The organism is Streptomyces sp. NPDC005820 (assembly GCF_040630255.1).
In the GTDB taxonomy this organism is placed as follows: Bacteria; Actinomycetota; Actinomycetes; order Streptomycetales; family Streptomycetaceae; genus Streptomyces.
In genome coordinates this window covers 33277-45804 of record NZ_JBEXXE010000014.1, presented here as the reverse complement: position 1 = coordinate 45804, position 12528 = coordinate 33277, and the positions used below count along the sequence as shown (strand labels likewise).

The following is a 12528-nucleotide window of genomic DNA, read 5'->3' as shown; positions in this document are numbered from 1 at the left end:
AATAGATCCAAGCCGAGGCCCGCTCAGATCACGTCAGATGTAACGCGGCAACCGTTCGACTCCTGCCCCGAAGGGGTGAGGTGGCCGCGGGGAGGTAGACTTAACTGTGTCTGGCCGGACGCACGCCGGAGCATGCCCTGAGCGCACCTGTGTGGGGTGCCGGGAGCGAGCGGCCAAGACGGAGCTGCTGCGCATCGTGGCGATCGAGGACGCCTGTGTCCCCGATCCTCGCGGTACGCTGCCCGGCCGGGGTGCGTACGTACACCCCGCACTGGTCTGTCTCGACCAGGCGGTGCGCCGCCGGGCGTTCACGCGGGCGTTGCGCGCCCCGGGAGCGCTCGACACAAAGGCGTTGCGCCAGTACGTCGAGCAGACGACAGTTGCCGATCGGGCAACACCGTAAGAAGCGCGTCGCGCGGAACGTCCGTGCGGCCAGGTACCCCGCGAGTTGGAAGTAGGTCGAGATTGCGATGAGCACTCGATGAGCACGCGATGAGTACGCCCATGAAGTAGCGACGGTCCGGCGGCAACCCGGACCTAAAAGGAGCGAAGTGGCTAAGGTCCGGGTATACGAACTCGCCAAGGAGTTCGGGGTTGAGAGCAAGGTCGTCATGGCCAAGCTCCAAGAACTCGGTGAATTCGTCCGTTCGGCGTCTTCGACCATCGAAGCGCCCGTAGTCCGCAAACTGACTGACGCCTTCCAGGGCGGCGGCAAGTCCGCCCCGCGCAAGGCCGCCCCCAAGCCTGGTGCGCCCTCCCCGGCGCAGTCGGCCCGTCCGGCCGCCCCGCGGCCGGCCGCCCCCAGGCCCGCCGCGCCTCAGGCGCCCACGACTCCGGCCGCCCCCGCGGCCTCGTCGGCCCCCGCGCCGACGACCCCGGGCCCGCGTCCCGTGCCCGGTCCCAAGCCCGCGCCGCGTCCGGCCCCCGCCGCCCCGGAGTTCACCGCTCCGCCGTCGGCCCCGGCCGCCCCGCAGGCCCCCCGTCCGGCCGCCGCCCAGGGTCCGCGCCCCGGCGCGCCCCGGCCCGGCGCCCGTCCGGGCGGTCCCGGTCAGGGTCAGCAGGACCGCGGCCAGCGTCCGGCCGCCGGCCAGGGCTCGCGCCCCGGTGGTGCCGGTGCCCCCCGTCCGGGCGGTGCCCGCCCGTCCGGTCCGCGTCCGGGCAACAACCCCTTCACGTCCGGCGGCAACGCCGGTATGGCCCGTCCGCAGGCCCCCCGTCCGCAGGGCGCCCCGCGCCCCGGCGGCCCGGGTGGTGCCCCCGGTGGCGGCGGCCCCCGTCCCCAGGCGCCCGGCGCCCAGGGCGGCGGTCCCCGTCCGCAGGCTCCGGGCGGTTCCCGTCCGTCGCCCGCGGGCATGCCGCGTCCGCAGGGTGCGGGCCCCGGCGGTCCGCGTCCCGGCGGTCCGCGTCCCAACCCCGGCATGATGCCGCAGCGTCCCGCTGCCGGCCCGCGTCCCGGCGGTGGCCCCGGCGGCCGCGGTCCCGGCGGTGCGGGTCGTCCCGGTGGCGGCGGCGGTCGTCCCGGTGGCGGCGGCGGTTTCGCCGGTCGTCCGGCCGGTCCCGGTGGCGGCGGCGCCCGTCCGGGTGGCGGCGGCGGTTTCGCCGGTCGTCCCGGTGGCGGCGGCCCCGGCGGCGGTGGCGGCGGCTTCGGTGGCGGCGGTGGCCGTCCCGGCTTCGGCGGTCGTCCCGGCGGCCCCGGTGGCCGTGGTGGCACGCAGGGCGCCTTCGGCCGTCCCGGCGGTCCGGCCCGTCGTGGCCGCAAGTCGAAGCGTCAGCGTCGCCAGGAGTACGAGGCCATGCAGGCCCCGTCCGTCGGCGGTGTGATGCTGCCGCGCGGCAACGGCGAGACGATCCGTCTCTCCCGCGGCGCGTCGCTCACCGACTTCGCGGAGAAGATCAACGCCAACCCGGCGTCGCTCGTCGCGGTCATGATGAACCTCGGCGAGATGGTCACCGCGACCCAGTCCGTCTCCGACGAGACGCTCCACCTCCTCGCCGGCGAGATGAACTACGAGGTTCAGGTCGTCAGCCCGGAGGAGGAGGACCGCGAGCTGCTCGAGTCCTTCGACATCGAGTTCGGCGAGGACGAGGGCGACGAGGACGACCTGGTGGTCCGTCCCCCGGTCGTCACCGTCATGGGTCACGTCGACCACGGTAAGACCCGACTGCTCGACGCCATCCGCAAGACGAACGTCATCGCGGGCGAGGCCGGCGGCATCACCCAGCACATCGGTGCCTACCAGGTCTCGACCCAGGTCAACGACGAGGACCGCGCGATCACCTTCATCGACACCCCGGGTCACGAGGCGTTCACCGCCATGCGTGCCCGTGGTGCCCGGTCGACGGACATCGCGATCCTGGTCGTCGCGGCCAACGACGGCGTCATGCCGCAGACGGTCGAGGCGCTCAACCACGCCAAGGCGGCCGACGTCCCGATCGTCGTCGCGGTCAACAAGATCGACGTCGAGGGCGCCGACCCGACCAAGGTGCGCGGTCAGCTGACCGAGTACGGCCTGGTGGCCGAGGAGTACGGCGGCGACACCATGTTCGTCGACATCTCCGCCAAGCAGGGTCTGCACATCGACTCCCTGCTGGAGGCCGTGATCCTCACGGCCGACGCCTCGCTCGACCTGCGGGCCAACCCGAACCAGGACGCGCAGGGCATCTCGATCGAGTCCCGTCTCGACCGCGGCCGCGGTGCCGTGGCGACGGTCCTCGTCCAGCGAGGCACCCTGCGGGTCGGCGACACGATGGTGGTGGGCGACGCCTACGGCCGTGTGCGCGCCATGCTCGACGACAACGGCAACAACGTGGCCGAGGCCGGCCCGTCGACGCCGGTCCAGGTCCTGGGTCTGACCAACGTCCCGGGCGCCGGCGACAACTTCCTCGTGGTCGAGGAGGACCGTACGGCCCGCCAGATCGCCGAGAAGCGTGCGGCCCGCGAGCGCAACGCGGCCTTCGCCAAGCGCACGCGCAGGTTCTCCCTGGAGAACCTGGACGCGGCGCTGAAGGCCGGCGAGGTCCAGCAGCTGAACCTGATCATCAAGGGTGACGCTTCTGGCTCCGTCGAGGCTCTGGAGTCCTCCCTCCTCCAGCTGGACGTCGGCGAAGAGGTCGACATCCGGGTCCTGCACCGCGGCGTCGGTGCGGTCACGGAGTCGGACATCGACCTGGCCATGGGCTCCGACGCGATCGTCATCGGCTTCAACGTCCGGGCAGCCGGCCGTGCGCAGCAGATGGCGGAGCGCGAAGGCGTCGACGTGCGCTACTACTCGGTCATCTACCAGGCGATCGAGGAGATCGAGGCGGCCCTGAAGGGTCTCCTCAAGCCGGAGTACGAGGAGTTCGAGCTCGGTACGGCGGAGATCCGCGAGGTCTTCAAGTCGTCCAAGCTGGGCAACATCGCCGGTGTCCTCATCCGCTCGGGCGAGGTCAAGCGCAACACCAAGGCGCGCCTCATCCGCGACGGCAAGGTGGTCGCGGAGAACCTCAACATCGAGGGCCTGCGTCGCTTCAAGGACGACGTCACCGAGATCCGCGAAGGGTACGAGGGCGGTATCAACCTCGGCAACTTCAACGACATCAAGATCGACGACGTCATCGCGACGTACGAGATGCGCGAGAAGCCGCGGGTGTAACCCCCACGGTTCATGGTGCCGGTCCACTGGGACACCGTCCCGGAGGACCGGCACCGGTCCGTTGGGACACCTCCCGGAGGACCGGCACCGGTCCGTCCGGGGGCTGCGCCCCCGGCGGGGTCGGGTCACGCCTTGTCCGAGCGAGTCGGGTGGGTGGGTGGGAAACCCCGTCGAGCCGACGGCAGGATCGGGGTACCGTTCATGATGCCCCTGTCCCACACGGCCGACAGGGCCATCGATCCCGTACCGGCGGGTGAACCGGCTGCACATGTACGTGGGGACTCTGTCCTTCGACCTGCTCCTCGGCGACGTCCACTCGCTGAAGGAGAAACGCTCCGTCGTCCGCCCCATCGTCGCCGAGCTCCAGCGCAAATACGCGGTGAGCGCGGCCGAGGTCGACCACCAGGACCTCCACCGCAGGGCCCGTATAGGCCTCGCCGTGGTCTCCGGTGACGCGGAGCACCTGACCGACGTACTGGACCGGTGCGAACGGCTCGTCGCCGCCCGCCCGGAGGTGGAACTGCTGTCGGTCAGACGCCGTTTCCACGGCGAAGACGACGACTGACCACAGAACAGCACACAGACACGACACGCAAGAAAGAACGGGAGACGGACCAGTGGCCGACAACGCGCGCGCCAAGAGGCTGGCGGACCTCATCCGAGAGGTGGTGGCGCAGAAGCTGCAGCGCGGGATCAAGGACCCGCGGCTCGGTTCCCACGTCACCATCACGGACACCAGGGTCACCGGCGACCTCCGGGAGGCGACCGTCTTCTACACCGTGTACGGCGACGACGAGGACCGCCAGGCCGCCGCAGCCGGCCTGGAGAGCGCCAAGGGCATCCTGCGCTCCGAGGTCGGCCGCGCGGCCGGCGTGAAGTTCACGCCGACGCTGGCCTTCGTCGCCGACGCCCTCCCGGACAACGCCCGCACCATCGACGACCTCCTCGACAAGGCGCGCGCCGCCGACGAGAAGGTCCGCGAGGCGTCCGCGGGCGCCGGGTACGCGGGCGAGGCCGACCCGTACCGCAAGCCCGGTGACGACGAGACGGACGACACCGCCGAATGAACCGCAAGTCCACCGCACCCGACGGCCTCGTCATCGTCGACAAGCCGTCGGGCTTCACCTCCCACGACGTCGTGGCCAAGATGCGCGGCATCGCGAAGACCCGCCGCGTCGGCCACGCCGGCACGCTCGACCCCATGGCGACCGGCGTCCTCGTCCTCGGTGTGGAGAAGGCGACCAAGCTCCTCGGTCACCTCGCCCTCACCGAGAAGGAGTACCTCGGCACGATCCGCCTCGGCCAGACGACCCTGACCGACGACGCCGAGGGCGAGATCACCGCCTCCGCCGACGCCTCCCAGGTCACCCGGGACGCGATCGACGCCGGCATCGCCAAGCTCAGCGGCGCCATCATGCAGGTGCCGTCCAAGGTCAGCGCCATCAAGATCGACGGCGTACGGTCGTACAAGAGGGCCCGCGAGGGCGAGGAGTTCGAGATCCCGGCCCGTCCGGTGACCATCTCCTCCTTCGCCGTGTACGACGTCCGGGACGCCGTCGCCGAGAACGGCACCCCCGTGCTGGACCTGGTCGTCTCGGTCGTCTGCTCCTCCGGCACCTACATCCGCGCCCTCGCCCGCGACCTGGGCGCCGACCTCGGCGTCGGCGGACACCTCACCGCGCTGCGCCGCACCCGGGTCGGCCCGTACAAGCTGGACTCGGCGAAGACGCTCGACCAGCTCCAGCAGGAGCTGAACGTGATGCCGATCGCCGAGGCCGCCGCGGCCGCGTTCCCCCGCTGGGACGTGGACGCCAATCGGGCCCGGCTGCTCATCAACGGTGTCCGTCTGGAGATGCCCGAGGAGTACACGGGGGCCGGCCCCGTCGCCGTCTTCGACCCCGAGGGCCGCTTCCTCGCCCTGGTGGAGGAGCAGAAGGGCAAGGCCAAGAGCCTCGCCGTCCTGAGCTGAACCCGTCCGGCTCACGCGCCGCGTTGCCCGTGGAGCGGCGGACACGGGGTGTTCCACTGCCCCGCCGCTCCACGGTCCCCCCTCGGTTCCCCCACCCCTAGGGTGTATCCAACCGCCCGCCTTCATTCACCCGTCTGGGCAGGCGCTCGGAGTGAACCGACGGAGCGCAGGGGGGCGCGTTCGTCGCGGGATCTGTTTTCTTGATCACCGCATGCCTACCGTCGAACCGAGGGCACAAGGGCGCTGCGGGGAGGTAGGGCGATGGCGGGACGGGGCCCGTGGACGGACGACGACCACGACATGCACACCGCCTCCGCAGGCACCCCCCGGGACGAATCCCCCGGTGACGCCCACCCCGCCACCGCCTCCCTCGTCCTCGTCCACGACCTCGCGGGCCGCCCGCGCGGCACCGGATTCGTCGGCGACCACCTCGGCACGGTCGTCACCAGCCACGAGGCCGTGCACGGCCTGCCCGGCCTCGTGCTGCACGGCGCCGGCGACCGCGTCTGCGCCGTGACCGCCCAGGCGGTCACCCCGCTCCCCGAGCTGAACCTCGCCCTCGTCCGCACCGAGGGCCTCGGCACGGACCCGCTCCCGGTGACCGTCCGCGAACCCGTCGACACCGGGACGTACGTCCGGCTGGCCGCGGGCTGCTGGCGCGAGGCACGCGTGCTGGGCGCGACGCGGGCGACGTACCGGGCCGTGGACCGTGTCCACCCACTCGACGGCGCCCTGGAGCTGGCGATCGGCACGGCGGGCCGGGACGCGCTGCGGCCCGGCTCGGGCGCGGCCGGGGGACCGGTGCTGGACGCGGAGACGGGCGCGGTCGTCGCGGTCCTGGGCACCGCCCTGCGCTCCGGCGACCGCGAGGCCGGCTTCGCCGTGCCCCTGCGCCCCGCCGCCCCCGGCCCGCTGGCCGACCTGCTCGCCCGCAACGCGGCCACCGTGCCCGCGTACGGAGCCGACCTCAATCTCGCGGGCGTCCTGGAGCTCACCACCACCTCGGTGGCCTCGGACGGCCCGCCCGGCGCCTTCTCCGGCCACCCGGGTGGCCCCGGCGGCACCACCGTGGCCACGGTCGAACGCGCCGCGACGGCACGGGAGTTCGCCGCCTTCGGCACCGGCCCGAAGGCCGTCCTCGGCCTCGTCGGACCACCGGGCAGTGGCCGTACGACGGAACTCGCGGCCCTCGCCGCGCGCCGCGTCCGAGGCCCGGAACCCGCCCCCACCCTGTGGCTGCGCGGCGCCGACCTCAAGGCGGACGACGACTCGCTCGCCGACGCGGCCCGCAGGGCACTGACCCGCGCCGCCCGAATCGTGGCCGCCTCCCGCGCCGGACGGCCGACGGGCCCGGCACCGGACCCGGCGGGGGCGTCCGCCGGGACCGGCCCCGCCGACCTCGGCGACCTCCGCCCCGAACGCCTGGCCCGCCTCGCGCACTCCGCCGGACGCCCCCTGCTCCTCCTGCTCGACGGCCCCGAGGAGATGCCGCCCGTCCTCGCCCACCGGCTGGCCGACTGGACCGAGGGCACCGCGCAGTGGCTGCGCCGCACGGGCGCCCGGCTGATGGTGGCCTGCCGGGCCGAGTACTGGGAGCGCGCCGGGACCCTGTTCCCGCCCGACCTGCTGTACGACGGCACGCAGCCCCGGGAGGAGACGGCCGGGGCGCTCCCGCCCTGCGTCCCGCTCGGCGACCTCACCCCGGACGAGGCCCGCGTCGCCCACGCCCGGTACGCCGTCCCCGGCACCGCGCTCACCGGCCCCGACGCCCGGCACCCGCTCACGATCAGGCTCCTCTCCGAGATCCGCGCCGCCCTGCCCGACCCCCCGCCCGCCCACCCCGTCGACCGCCACGACGTCCTCGCCGCCCACCTCGACCTGATGTGCCTGCGCGTCGCCGTCCGGCTCGCCGCCGAGAACGGCCTGCGCGGCACTGCTGTACGCCGGCTCGCGGCGAAGGTCTCCGGCCAGGTCCACGAGGCGGCCCGCCGCAGCCTCGGCCCGGGCCAGGGCGAGCTGGACCGGGCGTCCTTCGAGGCGGTGTTCCCGTGGGGACCGGCGCCCGCCCGGCTCGGCGGCGGCACCGGCTGGGCCTCCGCCGTCCTCACCGAGGGCCTGCTGGTGCCCGCCGGCGGCGGCTACCGCTTCGCCCACGAGGAACTCGCCGACTGGATCCAGGGCTTCCACCTCGACCTCGACGAGGCCCTGCGCGCCCTCGTCCACCGCCGCCGCACCCCCGAGGGCGGCCATCCGCTCCCCGTCCCGCACCACCGCATCGGCCCCGTCGTGCAGGCCCTGCTTCTCCTCGGCCGCCAACAGGGCACCCGGCAACTGCGCGCCCGCCTCGAGGAGTTGCTGCGCGCACTGGACGCCGAGGGCGAGACCTGGTGGGCCGCCCGGCTGCTCGCCGGGACCCTGCTGCGCCTCCCGGACGCCACCGCGTACACCGGACTCCTCCGTCTGCTCGCCGACCGGATCGTGGCGGGGGGCGAGCCGACGGGCCCGCCTCCTGAGTTCGGTCCCGGGTTCTGGACGCGGCTCGCCCTTCCGCCCGAGCTCTGCCTGGACCTGCTGCGCCGGCTCGTCCTCGCCGACGCCGCCCCGGAGGGCGTCGGCGTCCCCCGGTACCTCGACGCCGTCGCCCGGCTCCTCGCCGACGACCCCACCGCCGTACAGCCGTGTCTCACCCGCTGGTTCGACGACGAGCGGCCGCTGCCCGCGACCCCGCACGCCACCGTGGCGACGGCCGCGCAGGCGCTGCTGCACACGCACCGGCACCGGTCGCCGGACGACCTCACCGAGATCCTCGTCGGCTGCGGGCACCGGCGGGCCGACGAACTGCTCGCCGTGCTCGCGGAGGACGAGCCGTCCGCCCTCTGCCGGGCCGTGGACCGCTGGGCGCACGACGAGCGGCCGGCCCGGCGGGTCGCGGCGCTGGCGTACGCCCGGCGCACCGCCCCGCACACGACCGCCGAGGCCGACCGGGGCCTGCTGCGTCACGCGGCGCTCGCCCTGCTCGCCCGCCCCGACGACAGCACCCTGCACAGCGGCGCGCTCGCCCTCCTGGTCCGGGACCCCGAGACCCGCGACCGCCATCTGCCCCGGGCGCTGGAGCGGTTCGCGGCGGGCGATCCACAGCTCCCGGCGAGCGCCCTGCTCACCGCGCTCGGCAGCCATCCCGAGCCGGTCCTGGACGCCGTCCGGGCGCGTCTGGACAGCCCCGGCGCGAGCGGCACCCTGCGCGCCCTCGCCGATGCCACCCCGCCCGCGCTCGCCCGCCGGGTCGCCGCCGTCGTACGGGAGGCGGTACGGCGGCGGCCGGACACCGCCGGGGACGTCGCCGCGTACGTCGACCACCGCCTGGACCAGGGCCCGGCCGCCCGAGCCGTACTCTTCCCGCTGGTCACCGGCCTGCTGGAGAGCGGCGGCCCGGAGCAGGTGCGGGCCGCGCTGGCCGGGGTCCTGCTCGCCCCCGGCGCACCCGGCTCCCGTCCGCTGCGGCGGGAGCTGCTGGAGTTCCTGCTCGCCCACGAGCACACGCCGGCCGTCCTGGACGCCGTCCTGCACGCCGCCCCGCAGCGCGGCGGCGAGGAGCTGCGCACACTCGTCCACCGCACCGGCCTGCTCCTGGCCCGCACCCCGGACGGCGCGACCCGCTTCGACCGGGGCCTGGTCGAGCTGGCCCGCCACATCCCCGGCTTCGCCGCCCGGGCTACGGGCTGGTTCGCCGACGCCCCGGGGGACTGGGCGGTCCTGGTCGGTCCGGGCGCGCGCCGCACCCTGGAGGACCTGGCGGGGGTGCGGGTACCCGCCTGACCGGAGCCCCGGGCGCGCGTGGATCGAGTCACACCCCCATGCCGATGCGGGCAGGAAGCACCCGGCATGGCACCCTTAGACCTGCGTAAGAGCAACGGTTGATACGGACACGGGTTCGAGGAGCGGTCACAGTGCAGCGCTGGCGTGGCTTGGAGGACATCCCCGAGGACTGGGGACGCAGCGTCGTCACCATCGGCTCCTACGACGGGGTCCACCGAGGACACCAGCTGATCATCCGGCACGCCGTGGACCGCGCCCGTGAGCTGGGCGTCCCCTCCGTCGTCGTCACCTTCGACCCGCACCCCAGCGAGGTCGTCCGCCCCGGCAGCCACCCGCCGCTGCTCGCCCCGCACCACCGCCGCGCCGAGCTGATGGCGGAGCTGGGCGTCGACGCGCTGCTGATCCTGCCCTTCACGACCGAGTTCTCGAAGCTGTCGTCGGCCGAGTTCGTCGTGAAGGTCCTCGTCGACAAGCTGCACGCCAAGGCCGTGGTCGAGGGCCCGAACTTCCGCTTCGGCCACAAGGCCGCGGGCAACGTCGAGTTCCTCGCCGAACAGGGCAAGGTGTACGACTTCGAGGTCGAGGTCGTCGACCTGGTGCTGTGCGGCGAGGCGGGCGGCGGCGAGCCGTTCTCCTCGACCCTGACCCGCCGCCTGGTCGGCGCGGGCGATGTCGCGGGCGCCGCGGAGATCCTCGGCCGCCCGCACCGCGTCGAGGGCGTCGTCGTACGCGGCGCCCAGCGCGGCCGTGAGCTCGGCTTCCCCACCGCCAACGTCGAGACCCTCCCGCACACCGCGATCCCGGCCGACGGCGTCTACGCGGGCTGGCTGCACGCGGGCGGCGAGGCGATGCCGGCCGCGATCTCCGTCGGCACCAACCCGCAGTTCGACGGCACCGAGCGCACGGTGGAGGCGTACGCCATCGACCGCGTCGGCCTCGACCTGTACGGGCTGCATGTCGCCGTCGACTTCCTCGCCTTCGTGCGCGGCCAGGCGAAGTTCGACTCGCTGGAGGGCCTGCTGGAGCAGATGGCCGAGGACGTGAAGCGCTGCCGGGAACTGGTGGCGGCGGAGTAACCGTCCGCTTCCGCACGGCCGAAGGGCGGCCGGTGTCCTCGGACACCGGCCGCCCTTCTTCATGCCGCATACGTCACTGCTGCGGGGGCGGCGGGGGAGGGGTCTGCCCGTCGTTGCCCCCGCTGTTGCCGTCCGGCTGGGGCGGCGGCGGGTAGCCGTAGCCCGCCGGGGGCTGGGGCGGCTGGGGATAGCCGTAACCGGCCGGGGGCTGCGGCTGACCGGGCTGGGGCGGGTAAGGGGGCTGCCCGGGCGGACCCTGCGGGGGGAAGGGATGCCCGGGGTGCGGCGGCTGGGCCGTGTACGGCGGCTGGGCCGCCTGGGGCGGGTACGGCTGGCCGGGGAAGGGCTGGGCCGGGTACGGCTGACCGGAGCCGGGCTGGCCCGGTGCCGGCTGACCGGGGTAGGGCTGCCCCGGTCCGGCCTGGCCGGGGAACCCTCCCGGCTGGCCGGGCTGGCCGGGCTGTCCTGGCTGGCCCGGATATGGCTGCTGCTGACCCGGGTATTGCTGACCCGGCATCGGCGGGGCGGCGACCGGCGGCGGATTGCCGTCGTTCGTCCACAGGCCGTGCATCTGCTGATGCCGTACGAAGTCCTCCGCGACCATCGCCGCGAGGTTGAAGTACGCGTCCCGCACCTTCGGCCGCATCATGTCGAGGTCGACCTCGGCACCGGCCGAGAGATGCTCGTCGAACGGGACCACGACCACACCGCGGCAGCGCGTCTCGAAGTGCTGGACGATGTCCTCGACCTTGATCATCTTGCCGGTCTCGCGCACGCCCGAGATGACGGTGATGGACCGTGAGACCAGCTCGGCGTATCCGTGCGCGGACAGCCAGTCCAGCGTCGTACTGGCGCTGCTGGCCCCGTCGACCGACGGCGTGGAGATGATGATCAGCTGATCGGCGAGGTCGAGCACCCCGCGCATCGCGCTGTAGAGCAGACCGGTGCCGGAGTCGGTCAGGATGACCGGGTACTGCTTGCCGAGCACGTCGATCGCGCGCCGGTAGTCCTCGTCGTTGAACGTCGTGGAGACGGCCGGGTCGACGTCATTGGCGATGATCTCCAGACCCGAGGGGGCCTGGGAGGTGAACCGCCGGATGTCCATGTACGAGTTGAGGTATGGGATCGCCTGAACGAGGTCACGGATCGTGGCCCCGGTCTCCCGCCGCACCCGTCGGCCGAGCGTACCGGCGTCCGGGTTCGCGTCGATCGCGAGGATCTTGTCCTGGCGCTCGATGGCGAGGGTGGAGCCGAGCGCGGTGGTCGTGGTCGTCTTGCCGACACCGCCTTTGAGGCTGATGACGGCGATGCGGTAGCAGGACAGCACCGGCGTCCGGATCAGCTCCAGCTTGCGCTGCCGCTCGGCCTCTTCCTTCTTCCCACCGAGCTTGAAACGGGAGGTGGACGCGGTCGGACGACCGCTCTTCGCCTTCTGCTTCTTGTTGTTGAGCAGCCGGTCCGAGGAGAGCTCCACGGCCGCGGTGTAACCCAGCGGCGCGACACCGGGGTTGACCGGCTGCCGCTGATCGTGCTGGACGGCCTGCGGCCAGGCGGCCCCGATCCGGGGGTCGACGGGCGGCTGCTGCGGAATCTGCGGCGCGTGCGGTGCCTGACCGGCGTCGGGAATCTGCGGCCCGTGCGCCGGCTGCCCGGGAAAGCCCTGCGGGGCGGCGCCGGGGCCTCCCGACGCCGGGTTCCCCTGAGCGACGGGGGCGGCCGGGGGCCGACCGTCACCTTGGTGGGGGACACCGGGATGCATCGGCTGCGGCTGTCCGGGCGGCGCCTGGGGGAAACCGTAAGCGGCGGGGTTGTGGGCCGCGGGGGCCTGCGGGAAGCCATAGCCACCAGCGGACTCGGGCGCGGGCGGCTGCGGAAAACCGTACCCGTCCGGCCCGTTGGGGGCGGGGGGCTGCGGGAAGCCGTAGCCCGGCGGCTGTTGGGGTGCGGGGGCGGTGGGGGCTTGGGGGAGGCCTTCGCCCGCCTGCTGGTGTGGGGGTGCTGGTGTGGCGGGGGGTTGTGGGAAGCCGTAGGC

8 protein-coding genes are annotated in these 12528 nt (G+C 73.8%); 7 read left to right on the top strand and 1 reads right to left on the bottom strand.

Annotated elements, in window-relative coordinates:
• The first annotated feature begins 106 nt into the window (after window positions 1–106).
• The 7 genes from ABZ464_RS18725 to ABZ464_RS18695 all read left to right on the top strand — a co-directional run bounded on the left by ABZ464_RS18725 (window position 107) and on the right by ABZ464_RS18695 (window position 10496).
• Window positions 107–403 carry a YlxR family protein gene (locus ABZ464_RS18725; protein WP_359278089.1) on the top strand — a complete coding sequence of 99 codons (297 nt, stop codon included), beginning with the start codon at window positions 107–109 and terminating at the stop codon, window positions 401–403.
• 148 nt (window positions 404–551) lie between these two features.
• Entirely contained in the window at window positions 552–3635 is a 3084-nt protein-coding gene (infB, locus tag ABZ464_RS18720; RefSeq protein ID WP_359278087.1) for a translation initiation factor IF-2, read from the top strand.
• Between the two features lie 268 nt (window positions 3636–3903).
• Complete coding sequence (locus tag ABZ464_RS18715; RefSeq protein WP_059203129.1) at window positions 3904–4200, top strand: DUF503 domain-containing protein; 297 nt, start codon at window positions 3904–3906, stop codon at window positions 4198–4200.
• 52 nt (window positions 4201–4252) lie between these two features.
• Window positions 4253–4702 carry a 30S ribosome-binding factor RbfA gene (gene rbfA / locus ABZ464_RS18710; RefSeq protein WP_359278084.1) on the top strand — a complete coding sequence of 150 codons (450 nt, stop codon included), beginning with the start codon at window positions 4253–4255 and terminating at the stop codon, window positions 4700–4702.
• Window positions 4699–5604, top strand: coding sequence for a tRNA pseudouridine(55) synthase TruB (truB, locus tag ABZ464_RS18705; protein WP_359278081.1), 906 nt, complete (start codon window positions 4699–4701; stop codon window positions 5602–5604). Before rbfA ends, truB begins: the two co-directional genes overlap by 4 nt.
• Window positions 5605–5865: 261 nt before the next feature.
• Entirely contained in the window at window positions 5866–9420 is a 3555-nt protein-coding gene (locus tag ABZ464_RS18700) for a serine protease (RefSeq protein WP_359278078.1), read from the top strand.
• Between the two features lie 131 nt (window positions 9421–9551).
• Window positions 9552–10496, top strand: coding sequence for a bifunctional riboflavin kinase/FAD synthetase (locus ABZ464_RS18695; protein ID WP_359278075.1), 945 nt, complete (start codon window positions 9552–9554; stop codon window positions 10494–10496).
• Window positions 10497–10569: 73 nt separating this feature from the next.
• Here ABZ464_RS18695 and ABZ464_RS18690 read toward each other — a convergent pair.
• Window positions 10570–12528, bottom strand: a 1959-nt coding sequence (locus ABZ464_RS18690; protein WP_359278072.1) for an AAA family ATPase, incomplete at its 5' end; no start/stop codon positions are given.